The organism is Bacteroides sp. GD17, from assembly GCF_038448625.1.
Taxonomy (GTDB): domain Bacteria; phylum Bacteroidota; class Bacteroidia; order Bacteroidales; family Bacteroidaceae; genus Bacteroides.
Window position 1 is genome coordinate 270282 of record NZ_JBCEZS010000002.1, and the last position, 16575, is coordinate 286856.

Sequence of the window (16575 nt, forward strand, 5' to 3'; positions counted from 1 at the left end):
GGCGCTATGATAAAATGGGGTACAGTTCTCATTGTACTTGCTGTTTCGTTGGCATCGTGCGGCAGCAATCAGAGTAAAGAGGTTTCTGAGAAAGAAGATCTCACCGCCAAGCAGTTGTTGCAAGGTGTTTGGCTGGACGACGAAACCGATATGCCATTGATGCATATTGAAGGAGACAGTATTTATTATGCCGATCCGCAGAATGCCCCTGTTTCTTTTAAAATAGTTCACGACACGATTTATGTGTATGGCAACGAAACCGTAGCCTACAAGATAGACCGCCAGACGGAATACAGCTTTTGGTTCCACTCCCTGGCGGACGAGATTGTGAAGTTGCATAAATCGGAGAATGCAGAGGACAGCCTGGTTTTCACCAATCGCGAAGTAGAGGTAATACCGACCACGCCGGAGGTGATAAAGAAGGACAGCATTGTGATGTACAAAGGTACAAGATACAGAGGATATGTGTATATCAATCCTTCTAAAATGAAAGTTATCAAGACGTCCTATTCCGAAGGAATCAGCCTGGACAATGTGTACTACGACAACGTAATACACATCTGTGTGTACGAAGGAAGACAAATGCTTTACGGGCAGGACATCACCAAGAAGATGTTTGCAGATATCTTCCCGGAAGAGTTTCTGAGTCAAACCATCCTTGCCGATATGAACTTTGCAGGAGTGGACAGCAAGGGATATCACTACCAGGCAACACTCCGTATTCCCGAAAGTTCTGTATACAATCTGATTGATATGACTATCGGCTTCGACAATAAACTGAACATAAAAAAAGCGGAATAATCCGCTTTCTATCTCTTTTCATTGTTTTGTGGACGCCTGGGTTTGGATCTACCACTATTTCCGCTATTCCGGTTGTTTCTGCTGTTTCCTTGTTTGCGCCCGCCGTTACCGTAGCTGCCTCGTCTGCCTCCATCGCCTCCCGAACGCGGTTTATACTCCGGAGCTTCTCCCAGTTCTTCGGGAACCGGTATCTTATAAATGTCTTTATCCAGAAACTTCTCGATGTTCTTAAAGTTACCTTGTTCCTTTTCGGAGATGAAGGTTATGGCAACACCGTCGTTATTGGCACGCGCCGTACGTCCGATGCGGTGCACATAGTCTTCGCTGTCATGGGGTACATCGTAGTTAAGCACCAGGCGGATGTCGTCGATATCAATACCGCGTGCCACAATATCCGTTGCTACCAGGATGTTGATGCGGCCGGCCTTGAATTCGTGCATTACTTCCTCACGCTGCGATTGTTCCAGGTCAGAATGCATTTCTCCTACATTCAGCTTCATTTGCTTCAATGATTTCGTCACTTCCTTTACTTTGAGTTTGGAAGAGGCGAAGATGATGACGCGCTCCGGCGTCTCTTCGGCAAAAAGGCTACGGATAATGCCCAACTTCTGATTTTCGTAGCATACATAGGCAGCCTGTACTATCTTCTCGGCAGGTTTGGAAACCGCCAGCTTTACTTCAGCAGGGTTATTCAGAATATTGTTTGCCAACTGCTGGATTTTGGCCGGCATTGTGGCAGAGAACATAATTGTCTGGCGCTCTTTAGGGAGGTATTTCACAATCTGCATGATGTCGTCATAAAATCCCATATCCAGCATACGGTCTGCTTCATCCAGAATAAAATAGGAGACACGCGAAAGGTCCACATAACCGAGGCTGAGGTGAGCAATCAAGCGTCCAGGAGTAGCGATTACGACATCGGCTCCCAAAGTCAGTCCTCTCTTCTGCTGCTCGAACAGAACTCCGTCATTACCACCGTAGACAGCTACACTGGAAACCGGCATGAAATAAGAGAATCCCTCCATCTGCTGGTCTATCTGCTGCGCCAGCTCGCGGGTGGGAGCCATCACAATGCAGTTGATGGCATCTGCCGGATGTCCGCCTTCGGACAACTGGTTCAGTATAGGCAATAAGTAAGCAGCTGTTTTTCCCGTTCCGGTTTGAGCTACCGCTATTAAATCTCGACCTTCGAGTATGACGGGTATTGATTTTTCTTGTATGGGAGTGCACTCTTCAAAGCGCATGGCATCCAATGCTTCGAGCACCTTGCCATTTAATTTTAGTTCGGAAAACTTCATGTGTCTCTTTTGATTTGTCGGCAAAGATAGGAAAAAGACTTCTAAAATAAGCCCTTACCACTAAAAAATAAGTTCTTAGGATAATTAATTACCCCAAGAACTTACAGAAGTATTGCAAAAGCCCCTTCTTATCGGGGAATATCGATATACGAGTCTTTGAAACCGAGGAAATAAAGCACTCCGTCCAGACCGATGGTATTAATGGATTGCTTGGCATTTGCCACCACTTTGGGCTTGGCATGGAAGGCTATTCCCAACCCGGCAACTCCAAGCATCGGCAGGTCATTGGCACCATCACCCACGGCAATGGTCTGGGCAATGTCCACCTTCTCAACCTGAGCTATCAGCCGCAGGAGTTCGGCTTTACGTTTACCGTCTACCACGTCACCCAGATAGCGGCCGGTCAGTTTTCCATCCTCTATCTCCAGCTCATTGGCGTATACATAATCTATTCCGTACTTCTTTTGGAGATATTGCCCGAAGTAAGTAAAACCTCCCGAGAGGATGGCTATCTTGTAACCGTATTTCTTCAAAACGTACATCAAGCGGTCCACACCCTCCGTTATCGGCAACTTTTCTGCGATTTCCTGCATCACAGATTCGTCCAGACCTTTCAGCAATGCTACCCGTTCGCGGAAGCTTTCTATGAAATCTATCTCGCCACGCATGGCACGCTCTGTAATGGCTTTTACCTGATCGCCTACGCCTGCACGCATTGCCAGTTCATCAATTACTTCCGTTTCAATCAATGTGGAGTCCATATCGAAACAAATCAAACGGCGCATCCGGCGATACATATTGTCCAGCTGGAAGGAGAAATCCATTTCCAGGTCAGTGGCCAACTGCATCAGTTGTTCCTGCATGGCAATGCGGTCTTTCGGCGTTCCACGAACGGAGAACTCGATACATGCCCGCGTACGGGACTCACACTCATTCAGTGGGATACGTCCCGTAAGGCGCTTGATGGCATCGATATTCATACTTTGTTCTGCAAGGATACGGGTGACTGCCGATATCTGGCGGGCCGACAGTTTACGCCCCAACAAAGTCAGAATGTATCGGTTCTTGCCCTGCATGTTCACCCAGTCTTCATATTCTTTTGTAGAGATAGGGTAAAAGCGGACAGTCACTCCCAAAGACGAAGCCTTGAAAAGCAACTCTTTCATGATAAAACCCGAATGTTGCTCTTCCGTCTTGCACAGAATACCCAATGAAAGGGTGTTGTGAATGTCTGCCTGGCCGATATCGAGAATAGTCGCATCATACTTGGCCAGAATCTCGGTGACAGAAGCCGTCAGGCCCGGACGGTCTTCGCCCGTGATACGAATAAGGATAAGTTCAGTGTTCAATGGTTGCATAAGTCATCTATTTAATAAGAGGCTACAAAAATAATGTAAAAACGAATGCAAAAGAAATTTATCCCCATTTTTACTGAGATAGAGTTCTTTTACAGTGAACAAAAGTAGGGGAAAATATCGTCAAATATGCTAAATAACATAAAAATCAATATCAAAAAAGTGAGAAAATTGCTTGTTTATTTGGAACTTAATTCGAGAATTACTTACCTTTGCAACCGATTTCAGAATTAAAGGCTTTGAATATCAATGAATTCCTATTCATTGCAGAGTCCGAAAAGACAATGTTCCGGGAAGAAATCACTGTTGAAGGACAGTCCCGGATAGTATTAACCAAAACCGTAGTGCATGAGATATGCTAAATGGATTTTTGTTGTATTACTAATAAGTTCCTTGACTTCTTTTGTAGAAAAAGACAAACCAACCGGAGGTTTGAGTGTGGGTGACATAGCCCCGGATTTTAAGATCCAATCTATGTCGGCCGAGCAATTCAGAACCGACCTTTCCGACATGAAAGGTAAATATGTATTGCTTAGCTTTTGGGCAAGTTATGATGCGCAATCCCGGATGCAGAACGCAAGTTTAAGCAATGCGCTTCGCTCTACCGCCCGTAATAATGTGGAAATGGTTTCTGTTTCGTTCGATGAATATCAGTCTATCTTCGAAGAAACCATTCGTAAGGACCAAATAGTTACGCCCACTTGTTTCGTGGAAACTAAAGGCGAATCTTCCGGCCTGTTCAAAAAGTATCGCTTAGGCCGTGGATTTACAAACTATTTACTGGATGATAATGGTGTGATTATTGCCAAAAACATCTCTGCTGCAGACCTTTCTGCTTACTTGAATTAAGTTGCTCTACAACAGCTTAAAGAACCTGTAAGAAGAAAGCAGGGGTTCCCTTAAAAGCCGGCAATGCTTTGCCGACTCTCAAAGAGAACAGAACAAAAGAGGAAAATGAATACAACAAAAAGCCCCTCCCGCACTTGTGGTAACACAAGAGCGGGAGGGGCTTCTTATTTTCTGTCTATTTATTAATTCTTTATTTATTATTTCGGCGCCTTCTGATACAGATAAAATGCAATGAATGTATAAAGGACATTCGGTATCCATACAGCAATCACCGGAGGAACATTACCATTTACTGCAAAAGTAGAGGCAATGGTCTGGAATAGAATATAAGAGAAACTCAAGCCCAAGCCTATACCCAAATGAAGTCCCATTCCTCCTTTTGTCTTCTTGGACGACAGGGACACGCCGATCAGCGTCAGGATGAATGAGGCAAACGACATGGCAATACGCTTATGGTATTCTATCTCAAACTCCTTGATATTGGCAAAACCACGCTGCCGCTGCCGGTCAATGTACTCACTTAACTGGGGACTGGTCAGCATTTCCTGTTGATTCTTCATGATCAGGAAGTCGGCAGGTTCCATAAAAAGGGTAGTGTCAATGCGGTCTCCTTTTGTGATGCTTTCTTTCATGCCGTCCATTTGGCGGATCATGTAGTCTTTTACAATCCACTTATGTATAGAAGTCGTATCATAAGTAATGGAACGTGCAGTAAGATGAGAAACCAGTTGCTTGTCGTTGAACTTATCCAAAGAAAAACGATAACCGGTTTTGCTATAGTCCTCAAATCGCTCGATGTATGCAATCACACCCGAGTCGACTTCCAACTGAATGTTCCGTGCCGTATTCTGCTTACGGGGTTTGTAGTACTTATCCTCGAAATTGATACGCGTCACACTGCCTTGAGGAATAACGTAAGAACCCAAACAAAATGTTACCACGGCAATAATTGCTGCCGACACCATATAAGGACGCAACATTCGCTTGAAACTCATACCTGTGGAGAACATAGCAATGATTTCCGAGTTCTCCGCCAGTTTGGAAGTGAAGAAGATTACGGCAATGAAGACAAACAACGGACTGAACAGATTGGCAAAGTAGGGGATGAAGTTCAGGTAATAATCAAAAACAATGGCATTCCACGGCGCTTCGTGCGACATGAAACGGTCCATCTTCTCGTTGAAGTCGAACACTACCGCAATGGAGATAATCAGCACAATAGCAAAGACATACGTACCCAGGAACTTCTTAATGATGTACCAATCCAGCCGCTTGAGGAATTTACCGCTCGGCAGCTTGATATCCTTCCATATCTTCCAGTTGAATTTTCTCATAGTCTCGTTGATACACGTTTCACCATCATCGGTTTCCACGTAGAGAAGTCACCGGCAATGATATGTTTGCGGGCTTCGCCCACCAACCATAAATAAAATGCCAAATTATGAATAGAAGCTATCTGCATGGCAAGCAGTTCTTGCGCATGAAACAAGTGCCGCAGATAAGCTTTGCTGTACATCACATCTACATAAGAAGCACCGTCGGCCTCAATAGGAGAGAAATCCATTTCCCATTTCTTGTTGCGCATATTGATGATACCGTCTTTGGTGAAGAGCATCCCATTACGTCCGTTACGGGTGGGCATCACGCAGTCGAACATATCGACACCGCGTTCAATGCCTTCCAGGATGTTTACCGGAGTTCCCACACCCATCAGATAGCGAGGTTTGTCTTTGGGAAGTATCTCATTCACTAATTCAATCATCTCATACATCTTGTCTACAGGTTCGCCTACCGCCAATCCGCCGATAGCATTGCCTTCGGCTTCCTTGGAAGCGACAAACTCGGCAGACTGCGTACGCAAATCTCTATAAACACAACCTTGCACGATAGGGAACAGTGCTTGCCGATAGCCGTACTTCGGTTCTGTTTCATTGAAGCGCTTGATGCAGCGGTCCAGCCAGCGGTGTGTCAGTCCCATTGATTTCTTGGCATATTCATAATCCGAATCTCCCGGAGGACATTCATCAAAAGCCATCATAATATCCGCACCGATGGTGCGCTCAATATCCATCACTTTTTCCGGTGTAAAGATATGCTTGCTACCGTCAATGTGCGAACGGAATTCAGCGCCTTCTTCGCGCAACTTGCGGATGCCGGATAATGAGAATACTTGGAAGCCGCCGCTATCCGTCAGCATAGGACGGTCAAAGCCGTTGAACTTGTGCAGTCCACCGGCTTTTTCTATTACTTCCAGTCCCGGACGTAAATAAAGGTGATAGGTATTACCTAATATAATCTGTGCCTTTATATCCTCTTTCAGCTCGGGCAGATGTACGCCTTTTACGGTTCCAACCGTACCTACCGGCATAAAGATAGGGGTCTCTATCTGTCCGTGGTCAGTCGTAATCAACCCGGCACGTGCATTTGTCTTGCTGTCTGTATGTTGTAACTCAAATGTCATTCTGCTTTCGTTTCTGTCTTTTCTTTTTTTACGGACAAGTCAATGGCATCGGCTACTTTCTCATCAGTCAGCGCAATGGCAAATACTTCTTTAACGTCTTTCACATAATGGAAAGTCAGTCCTTTCAGATATATTTCTTGTATCTCTTCTATATTCTTACGGTTCTCGTCGCTCAGGATAATCTCTTTGATACCCGCACGCTTGGCAGCCAGGATCTTCTCTTTGATACCACCTACGGGGAGTACTTTACCGCGAAGCGTGATTTCGCCCGTCATAGCCAGATTCGCCTTCACCTTCCGCTGTGTAAGGGCAGAGGCAAGAGAAGTGGCCATCGTAATACCGGCCGACGGTCCGTCTTTCGGAATAGCGCCTTCGGGCACATGGACATGAATATTCCAGTTATCGAAAATCTCTTCATCCAGATTCAGCAGGGAAGCATGAGACTTGATATATTCCAGTGCCAGCATAGCCGACTCCTTCATCACGTCACCCAAATTTCCGGTCAACGTCAGGCGTCCACCTTTTCCGCGGCTCAAGCTGGTTTCCACAAAAAGGATTTCTCCGCCTACAGCTGTCCATGCCAAGCCTGTTACCACGCCGGCATATTCATTGCCCTGGTATTTGTCGCGCGTATATTCGGGAGCTCCGAGGAATTCATACAAATCTCCCGGTTTGATCTCTGTCTTGGCAAAATAACCGTCCGTAGCATATTGGCGGGCCGACTTACGAAGAATCTTTCCGATTTTCTTTTCCAGTTCGCGTACGCCACTCTCGCGGGTATAGTTCTCAATAATGGCTTCCAATGTATTCTTCGGAATCTTGATATCATTCTTCCTCATACCATTGGCTTCCAACTCCTTCGGAACCAAGTGGCGACGGGCTATTTCGATTTTCTCTTCCGTGATATATCCGCTGACTTCTATCAGCTCCATGCGGTCCAGCAATGGTCCGGGGATTGTATTCAGATTATTGGCCGTAGCGATAAACATCACCTTGGACAAGTCAAAATCCACATCCAGGAAGTTGTCATGGAACGTCGTGTTCTGCTCCGGATCAAGCACTTCGAGCAGGGCAGAGGAGGGGTCTCCCTGACGGTCGGCACCCACTTTATCTATTTCATCGAGAATAAACACAGGATTGGAAGAACCGGCTTTAATCAAGCTCTTGATGATTCGTCCCGGCATTGCACCAATATAGGTCTTACGATGTCCGCGGACTTCTGCTTCATCATGAACGCCACCCAAAGACATGCGAATATATTTCCGTTTCAAGGCAGCAGCAATAGAACGTCCCAAAGATGTTTTTCCTACTCCCGGAGGGCCATACAGACAGATAATAGGCGACTTCATGTCTCCTTTCAGTTTCAGTACGGCAAGATGCTCCAAAATACGTTCCTTGACTTTTTCCAAGCCATAGTGGTCTTTATTCAGTGTCTTTTCTGCATTGGTCAGATTCAGATTATCCGCGGTATATACTCCCCACGGCAAACTGAGCATCGTTTGCAGATAGTTCAACTGTACGCTGTAATCGGGAGATTGCGGATGAGTGCGCTCCAGTTTATCCACTTCTTTCAGGAAAACAGCTTTCACTTCCGCATTCCACTTGATGGTCTCCGCCTTCTGGCGCATTTCTTCTATTTCTTGCTCTTGACCGCCGCCACCCAATTCGTCTTGAATGGTCTTGATCTGCTGCTGCAAGAAATATTCGCGTTGTTGCTGGTCTATATCTTCACGCGCACGCATTTGGATAGATTCCTTTATTTCGGCAAGCTGTACTTCACGGTTCAGAATTTCCAGCAAACGATAGGTACGTGCGCGCAAGGAATCGATGCGCAGCAACTCTATCTTTTCATCCTTCTTTAACGGAAGGTTGGTACAGATAAAGTCAACCAGGAACATCGGGTTGCTGATATTCTTGATAGCAAATGCCGAGTCTTGCGGAAACATATCGGAAGACTTTATATAGCGTACTGTCAAATCCTTGCATGCTTCGACCAGTGCATGAAACTCCTTGTCCTTCTTTTCTGGAAGTTCTTCATTCAACGTAACCACACGTCCTTTCAAATAAGGAACCATATTGGTTACTTCTTTCAGTTCCACGCGTTTGGAACCCTGCAGAATGACCGTAGTTGTCTGGTCCGGCATTTCGAGCACGCGGACTATCTTGGCAACCGTACCAATGGTATGCAAATCTTCAAACAGAGGTGCTTCTGTCTCAGCAAGCTTCTGACACACTACAGCTATATAAGAATTTTTCTTTTCAGCTTCGCGCACCAATTTAAGGGAAGACTTTCTTCCAATAGACACCGGCATAAACACACCCGGAAATAAAACCATGTTTCGAAGAGGTAATATGGGCAGAATCTCATCTACTTCAATATCCATCAGTTGTTCTTCATTCCCCTCAAAATCAGCTATTACAGAGAAAGCATTTCCCCCCCTATCTTCGATATCACTCAGGTAATCTCTTTTCTTCATTTCTTTGCTTTTTAGTTTATGTCATATTGGCAGGCCAATAAAGCGCCTGCAAAGTTAAGCTATTTCTTCATAAATAGAAGTTCTTTACCCTTTAAAAACACAAAAACAGTGCCAAATTTACGTCTATTCGACCTTCTTTGATTATTTTTGGGCCCGGTTAAAGAAGATAAATATGTCAAATCCATCGTTTAAGTTCAAACAATTTACTATCTATCACGATAAATGTGCCATGAAGGTTGGCACAGATGGAGTGCTTTTAGGGGCATGGGCGCCCGTAGATAGTACCAAACGCATACTCGATGTTGGTACTGGTACCGGACTAATAGCCTTGCAATTAGCGCAACGGAACCAGCAGGCAACGATCACTGCACTCGAAATAGCTGCTGCTGCCGCAGAACAAGCGACAGAGAATGTGCAGCGTTCTCCATGGCCGGACAGAGTAGAGGTTGTATGTATTGATTTCCGAAATTATCAATCAGAAGAGAAGTTTGATCTTATAGTTTCCAATCCTCCCTACTTTATAGATGCTTTGAAGTGCCCGGACGAACAGCGTCGCATGGCAAGGCATACAGGAGGTTTGAATTATGATTTGCTATTCCGTCGCTCAGCGCACCTGCTTGGAGAGCAAGGGCGCGTAAGTATCATTATTCCGGCCGAAGCTGAAAGTGCAGTGATAGATGCAGCTTGGAATCATAAGCTATATCCGTTGCATCGCACGCGTGTCTTCACAAAACCCGGCAAACCATGCCGCCGTGTATTATTAACTTTTAGCTTTCAGAATGAAGGATGTGTGGAAGACAGCCTCTGCATAGAAATGGAGAAGCACAATGAATTTACTCCTGAATACAGAGCACTGACGCGGGATTTCTATTTGAAAGGGTAGGGAGGATTGATTTAAAAACTTTCAGGTACTAAGAGAAAAAGTACTGAAGATAAAGAGAAAACTTCTTTGTTGTAGGGTATGTTCTCTGTTCAAAGCTTGCGAACGGATATTCGCAATGCTTGAATATGTATTCGCGCAGTGCGAACAAGCATTCACAAGGTATAAATAGAGTAGAGAAGGAAGCAAATAAAAAGAGCCGATGTAAATAACATCGGCTCTTTCATTTCAAAGATCAAGACCTTCGTCGGGGTAGCGGGATTCGAACCCACGACCCCCTGCTCCCAAAGCAGGTGCGCTAACCGGACTGCGCTACACCCCGAATGCTTTACTTCTCAAAAGCGAGTGCAAAGGTAAAAACATTTTTGATATAGACCAAGTATTTTGAAACTTTTGTGTATAACAATTTTATAAAAGACTGAGAAACAATAATTAGTAAATGAAAAAAAGAGATTCATTTTGCTTCCATATCTTTTATTTCTACTTTTGTAAAAAGAACGTGCGATAAATGAAGGAAAAGTACAATATACATTCAAATAAAAAATGATATGAAGAAACTTATTTTTGGAGCAGCTGTCATAGTTATGGCATTGGCTGCATGTAATAGCAAGAAGAGCACAGACTCTATTGTAGGCTCATGGGTAATGCCCATTGAAGGCCAATCGGGAGTGCAAGGAATCAAATTGGAAGAAGACGGAGAAGCATCTTCCATCAACATGGCTACATTGGTCTACAAATATTGGGATCAACAAGGTGACAACCTCTACCTTACCGTAAAAAGCATCGGAAACGGCATCGAAATAGAAGGAATAGACACCCTGAAAATAGAAAAGCTGACTGCCGATTCATTGGTATTAAATTCCAATTACGGATATACACTGCGCTACGTAAGGCAAAAATAACAGTGTATAAGAAGCAAGCTTCTTCAGCATAGACTAAGCGGATGGAACGGATTTAAAAAACAGCACTATAAAAAATCCACTCCATCCGTTTCATCCGAACTGCAACGTAAAGCAACTACCTTCTCCTACAACAGACTGCACCGTAATATTCCCTCCATGCCGGTTCATGATCTGCTTGCACAGACTCAGCCCGATGCCCGACCCGGACGACTTGGTCGTAAAGAACGGAACAAAAATCTTATCCTGCACTTCCGGTAAAATCCCTTCGCCATTATCACGAACCGTAATCAGGCACTGCCAAGAAAGGGCCGGAAGCATCTTTACTTCTATCAGCGGCCGTTCTTTCTTTCCACATGCCTCCTTGGCATTCTTTATCAGATTGATTAAAACCTGTTCAATCTGTGTCCGGTCTATCTGGAGCGTACGGTCGGTTTCCGGCATCTCAATATGGATATACTCCTCAGAAAACAATTTCTGCAAGTCCTGCAACAATTCGCTTACAGACACCGGCCGACGGACGGGAGCGGGGAGACGCGTCAGTTTCCGGTAATTCTCCACAAACTCCAACAAGCCTTTGCTACGCCGATGAATGGTCTGCATGCCTTGCCGCATGACGGGATAATTCTTCTCCGTCATTTCGCGTTCGCTCAGCGTTTCGGAGAGGGAGATAATGGGAGTAATCGAGTTCATGATTTCATGCGTCAACACACGTATCAGTTTTTGCCACGCCTCCATCTCATTACGCTCCAGCACGCGGGTACGGAAATTCTTCATTGCTTCGGAAAGTTCGTCCACCATATCCTCCATGGAACGGTTGCGATAGGGCGAACGGAACGAAAGCATCATGTCGTCATAGCGCAAACTTTCGGCCAGATGCCGCATCATGCGCACCTGCACCATCTGCATGCGATACAAATGGATGGCAATGGCCGCCAATATCAAGAAAGTCATCAGTGCACTGAACCACAGCTGCGCATCTATCAGCAAGTAGATGCCAACCGATAGTAAGGCGATACCGATGATGTGCAACACTACGATGAACGAATACCGTTTCATAAGCCTAATTTTTCAAGTTTCCGATACAAAGCAAAACGGGTGATACCCAGATATTCGGCAGCACGGGTCACATTTCCCTCGCTCAAACGCATGGCACGCTCCACAGCCTGCCTTTCCAGCTGTTCCAGATTAAGCACCTCTTCCTCCTTTTTGGGTCGGGATGCCGAAGCCTGGAATACAAAGTTCTCGGGACGCAGCAGAGAACCGTCTCCCAAAATCACAGCCCGTTCCATGGTATGTTGCAGTTCGCGTACATTTCCCGGCCAGGCATATTTCAGCAGTTTGTTTTTCGCCTCGCGGGTCAGTCCGCGCATCTCTTTCTGATATTTGCGGGCATAGCGTTGCAAGAAATGTTCCGCCAGGAGGAGGATGTCATTTCCGCGCTCGCGCAAAGGCGGAATATGCAATTCTATTGTATTGATGCGGTAGAGCAGGTCCTGACGGAATGCACCATCTTCCACCAAATGACGGATATCTGCATTTGTCGCACAAATCAGACGTACATCGATGGACAGGGCTTGCGTACTTCCCAAACGACTGATTTGCCGTTTCTCAATGGCAGTCAGCAACTTGGCCTGCATGGGCAGGGAGAGGTTACCTATCTCATCCAGGAAGAGCGTGCCGCCGGTAGCCACCTCCATGCGCCCGGCTTTCGGTTTGCGGGCATCGGTGAACGCACCTTTTTCATAGCCGAACAACTCACTTTCGAACAGTTGCTCCGGAATACTTCCGAGATCGATGGTAACAAACGGCTTGCCGTAGCGGGGAGAATTGCGGTAAAGCAGGCGAGCTATTACATCTTTTCCCGTACCATTCTCACCCAATATCAGGATATTGGCATCGGCATCGCGCAGTTTGTCTACCGTAGAAAAGACTTCCTGCATAGCTCCCGATTCTCCGATAATGGTCTCCTCGGAACTTCCACTGACGCCGCTGCTCAGTACTTCCACTTGCTCTTTCAGCAGATTGATTTCACATCGCGAACGCCGGAGTTTCATACCGGAAGAAAGCGTAGCCAGCAGTTTTTCCTTCTCCCATGGTTTGGGAATAAAGTCCGTAGCACCCGCCTTGATGGCACGTACCGCCTTGTCGGTATCGGCATAGGCGGTCATAAAAATAACCACAGCCTGCGGGTCGATGGCCAATATCTGTTTCAGACTGTTGAAACCTTCTTGTCCGCTGATGGCATCACGGCTGAAGTTCATATCCAGCAGGATGATATCCGGCTGAAAAGTCGTCATAAAATGTTCTATGCGGTCGGGGGTCACGGCTACTTTTACTTTCTCTACATACGGTTCGAGGAGGAGGTTCAGCGCGAAGAGGACATCTTCGTTATCATCCACTATCAGTATCTTACCTAATTGTTCCATATCTAAACTTTTATATGTCCACAAAGATAAGTATAATATCAGTGTGTTGTGCGTGCATTATCGCACTATTTTTGTGCGTATTGGCACACACTTCTGTGATTCAAAGATGGAACAATATGCTATTATACAGATAATTACGATTATGGCATAGTATTTGAATCCTTTTATGCAAAAAAGAATAACTATGCACCGTAATATATTTCTGATACTCATAGCATGTGGCATCCTATCGACCGCTGCTGCCCAAGAACACACTATAGAGCTGACCTTGGGACAAACCATTGAACGCGCCCGTCAACAGTCGCCTGATGCACAGAATGCCCGGCACAGTTTTCGTTCCGCCTACTGGAACTATAAGTATTATCGCGCCAATTACCTGCCCGCCCTCAAACTGACCTCGAACCCTTATCTGGACCGTGCCATCAACAAAGTTACACTGGGCGACGGTAACGTCAAGTTCGTGGAACAGAATCTACTGAGCACCGACCTCACCTTGAGCCTGACGCAAAACATCCCCTGGACCGGCGGTACACTGTTCGTTGAGACTGCCGCCCAGCGCCTCGACCTCTTCAGCAACGATACTTACTCCTGGCAGACGTCGCCCATCAACATCGGATACAGCCAGTCTCTCTTCGGTTACAACAGCCTGAAGTGGGACCGTCGCATTGAGCCCATCCGCTACCGCGAAGCCCGGAAGACGTATGTAGAAACGCTCGAACTCGTTGCCGCCCGCGCCACGGAGAAGTTCTTCGACCTTGCCCGGGCGCAGAGCGACTACGAAATAGCCAACACCAATTACGCCAATGCCGACACCTTATATATATATGCGCAAGGCCGCTACAACATCGGCACCATCAGCGAAAACGAAATGCTGCAACTCGAACTCAACAAACTGACGGAAGAAACCAACCGCATGAATGCCCACATTGAAATGGAGAACTGCATGCAGGAACTCCGTTCATACCTCGGTATCCAGGAGGATGTTGAACTCAAAGCCGATGCAAGCGACCACGTTCCCGACTTGCACATCGACCTCAACACTGCCTTGATGCTTGCCAATGAAAACAGTCCGGAAATTCAGAACATGCTTCGCCGTAAACTCGAAAGCGAAAGCGCCGTGTCCAAAGCCCGTGCCAATGCCGGGCTGAAAGCGGATATCTATCTGCGCTTCGGACTGACCCAAACTGCCGAAAAGTTGAAGGATGCCTATCAGAATCCGTTGGACCAACAGTACGTCAGCCTGGGCATAACGCTCCCTATCCTGGATTGGGGACGGGGCAAAGGACAAGTACGGGTGGCGCGTTCCAACCGCGACTTGGTTTATACGCAGGTGGAGCAGGACAAGACGGACTTTGACTTGAATGTACGCAAACTCGTCAAGCAGTTCAACCTGCAAGCCCAGCGGGTGAATATTGCCGCCCGAACCGACGAGACAGCCCAACGCCGTGCCGAAGTGGCCCGCAAGCTTTATCTCCTTGGAAAGTCTTCCGTGCTCGACCTCAATGCCTCCATTACCGAAAAAGATACCGCCCGAAGGAACTATATAACAGCTCTTTACAATTACTGGAGTTTGTACTACACCTTGCGAAGCCTGACGCTCTATGACTTCGAGAAGGATGCACCGCTGGCGGAAGAACTGGAGAGGATTATAGCTTCTACCTAAGATGAGAGGCATTCAGTATATAGGTGAGGCATATTGAGTCATAGGTTCAGGTAGGAATCATCCGGGATGATTGTAGTAATCATGTAGGATGATTGTATGAATCATGTATGATGATTGTATGCTCTCCCTAGGACTAAGTATAGATGAAGTAGGGACAATGCCGCCCTAAGTCAGTAGATAAACAAGATTATTAAAATACACATTATGGATATCAAACTCGAAAAGAAGCCCTGGTACATCCTTTACCGTTATTATCTGGCAGGAGGCGTCGCCTTCCTTGCCTTCCTCGTCTACGTCATCACTCTTTCTTTCGGCCCCAGTAAGCTGCGCATCGAACGGGACAACTTGCAGATAGCCGAAGTGAAGAACGGCAAGTTCATGGAGTATGTAGACGTGGAAGGACTTATCCAGCCTATCCTCACTATAAAAATCAATGCCCGCGAAGCCGGAAGTGTAGAACACATCATAGGCGAGGAGGGAAGCCTGCTCGAGAAAGGTGACACCATTCTCGTTCTCGAAAACCCCGACCTCCTGCGCAGCATCGAAGACCAGCGCGACGACTGGGAAAAGCAACTCATCACCTATCAGGAAAAAGAGATAGAGATGGAACAGAAAAGCCTGAACCTGCAACAGCAAGCCCTGGAAACCAACTACGAGCTGGACCGCCTTCGCAAGAGTTTCAACCTCGACCAGGAAGAATTCCGCATGGGCATCAAGAGCAAAGCCCAACTGGAAGTGTCGGAAGACGAGTATAACTATAAAGTGAAGAATGCCCGCTTGCAACGCGAAAGTCTTCGTCACGATTCCGCCGTCACCGTCATCCGCAAAGACCTCATCAAGAACGATCGCGAACGAGAACGGAAAAAGTACGAACGTGCTTGCGAACGGATGAGCAATCTGATTGTGAAAGCCCCCGTCGCCGGACAACTCAGTTTTGTGAAAGTAACTCCGGGACAGCAAGTTGCCTCCGGCGAGAGCATTGCTGAAATCAAGGTGTTGGACCAATACAAGATACATACCGCCCTGAGCGAATACTACATCGACCGCATCACAACGGGACTGCCTGCTACCATCAATTACCAGGGACGGAAATACCCGCTGCGCATCACCAAAGTAGTGCCCGAAGTGAAAGAACGCACTTTCGATGTAGACCTCGTCTTTACGGATGATATGCCCGACAACGTGCGGGTGGGGAAAAGTTTCCGTGTGCAGATAGAGCTTGGCCAGCCGGAAGAAGCACTCGTCATTCCACGCGGCAACTTCTATCAAAGCACCGGAGGACAATGGATTTACAAACTGAACGCTTCGAAGAGCAAAGCCGTACGCGTTCCTCTCAGCATCGGACGCCAAAACCCGCAACAATACGAGATCACCGACGGTTTGCAGCCCGGAGATTGGGTAATTACAACGGGATATGATACCTTTGGGGAGGCGGAAGAATTGATACTGAAATAAAACATATA

General features: G+C 46.5%; 13 protein-coding genes and 1 tRNA gene. 6 read left to right on the plus strand and 8 right to left on the minus strand.

The genetic code is table 11. The features are described from left to right. Nucleotides 1–6: 6 nt before the first annotated feature. On the plus strand, nt 7–801 hold the full coding sequence (locus tag AAE250_RS04400) for a DUF4738 domain-containing protein (protein WP_294597138.1): 795 nt from the start codon (nt 7–9) through the stop codon (nt 799–801). Between the two features lie 8 nt (nt 802–809). Here the strand turns inward: AAE250_RS04400 and AAE250_RS04405 are convergent, their stop codons facing one another. Together AAE250_RS04405 and serB are read right to left on the minus strand one after the other, a co-directional pair. Continuing rightward, the gene (locus AAE250_RS04405) at nt 810–2099 is read right to left on the minus strand and encodes a DEAD/DEAH box helicase (RefSeq protein WP_294597141.1); all 1290 of its coding nucleotides are present in this window, start codon (nt 2097–2099) and stop codon (nt 810–812) included. A gap of 128 nt (nt 2100–2227) precedes the next feature. Beyond that, nucleotides 2228–3457: a phosphoserine phosphatase SerB gene (gene serB, locus AAE250_RS04410; protein ID WP_294597144.1), complete on the minus strand. Its 1230-nt coding sequence runs from the start codon at nt 3455–3457 to the stop codon at nt 2228–2230. 345 nt (nt 3458–3802) lie between these two features. Between serB and AAE250_RS04415 the strand changes: the two genes are divergently transcribed. Beyond that, on the plus strand, nt 3803–4303 hold the full coding sequence (locus AAE250_RS04415) for a thioredoxin family protein (RefSeq protein ID WP_294597146.1): 501 nt from the start codon (nt 3803–3805) through the stop codon (nt 4301–4303). Nucleotides 4304–4500: 197 nt separating this feature from the next. Here the strand turns inward: AAE250_RS04415 and AAE250_RS04420 are convergent, their stop codons facing one another. From AAE250_RS04420 to lon, 3 genes are read right to left on the minus strand one after another with little or no spacing between them, the layout of a single operon-like run. After that, nucleotides 4501–5637 (minus strand): LptF/LptG family permease, encoded by a 1137-nt coding sequence (locus tag AAE250_RS04420; RefSeq protein WP_294597149.1) that lies wholly within the window; start codon nt 5635–5637, stop codon nt 4501–4503. Next, nucleotides 5634–6764, minus strand: a complete 1131-nt coding sequence (gene tgt, locus AAE250_RS04425) for a tRNA guanosine(34) transglycosylase Tgt (protein ID WP_294597151.1) — start codon at nt 6762–6764, stop codon at nt 5634–5636. The genes AAE250_RS04420 and tgt overlap by 4 nt, the downstream gene beginning before the upstream one ends. Then, nucleotides 6761–9241, minus strand: a complete 2481-nt coding sequence (gene lon, locus AAE250_RS04430; protein WP_294597155.1) for an endopeptidase La — start codon at nt 9239–9241, stop codon at nt 6761–6763. Before lon ends, tgt begins: the two co-directional genes overlap by 4 nt. A gap of 172 nt (nt 9242–9413) precedes the next feature. On the opposite strand from lon, the gene AAE250_RS04435 reads away from it, so the two are divergent. Beyond that, on the plus strand, nt 9414–10124 hold the full coding sequence (locus AAE250_RS04435) for a tRNA1(Val) (adenine(37)-N6)-methyltransferase (RefSeq protein ID WP_294597158.1): 711 nt from the start codon (nt 9414–9416) through the stop codon (nt 10122–10124). A 244-nt stretch (nt 10125–10368) separates the two neighbouring features. On the opposite strand, the gene AAE250_RS04440 is transcribed toward AAE250_RS04435, so the two are convergent. Continuing rightward, nucleotides 10369–10443, minus strand: a tRNA-Pro gene (locus tag AAE250_RS04440). 226 nt (nt 10444–10669) lie between these two features. On the opposite strand from AAE250_RS04440, the gene AAE250_RS04445 reads away from it, so the two are divergent. Next, complete coding sequence (locus AAE250_RS04445; protein WP_294597161.1) at nt 10670–11023, plus strand: lipocalin family protein; 354 nt, start codon at nt 10670–10672, stop codon at nt 11021–11023. Nucleotides 11024–11113: 90 nt separating this feature from the next. Here AAE250_RS04445 and AAE250_RS04450 read toward each other — a convergent pair whose 3' ends face one another. Both AAE250_RS04450 and AAE250_RS04455 read right to left on the minus strand, forming a co-directional pair. After that, nucleotides 11114–12079: a sensor histidine kinase gene (locus AAE250_RS04450; RefSeq protein WP_294597163.1), complete on the minus strand. Its 966-nt coding sequence runs from the start codon at nt 12077–12079 to the stop codon at nt 11114–11116. Beyond that, on the minus strand, nt 12076–13449 hold the full coding sequence (locus AAE250_RS04455) for a sigma-54-dependent transcriptional regulator (protein ID WP_294597165.1): 1374 nt from the start codon (nt 13447–13449) through the stop codon (nt 12076–12078). The genes AAE250_RS04450 and AAE250_RS04455 overlap by 4 nt, the downstream gene beginning before the upstream one ends. A gap of 184 nt (nt 13450–13633) precedes the next feature. Here AAE250_RS04455 and AAE250_RS04460 point away from each other — a divergent pair, with 184 nt between their 5' ends. Together AAE250_RS04460 and AAE250_RS04465 are read left to right on the plus strand one after the other, a co-directional pair. Further along, nucleotides 13634–15112, plus strand: a complete 1479-nt coding sequence (locus AAE250_RS04460; protein ID WP_294597168.1) for a TolC family protein — start codon at nt 13634–13636, stop codon at nt 15110–15112. 204 nt (nt 15113–15316) lie between these two features. Then, nucleotides 15317–16567 carry an efflux RND transporter periplasmic adaptor subunit gene (locus AAE250_RS04465; RefSeq protein WP_294597171.1) on the plus strand — a complete coding sequence of 417 codons (1251 nt, stop codon included), beginning with the start codon at nt 15317–15319 and terminating at the stop codon, nt 16565–16567. Nucleotides 16568–16575 lie beyond the last annotated feature (8 nt).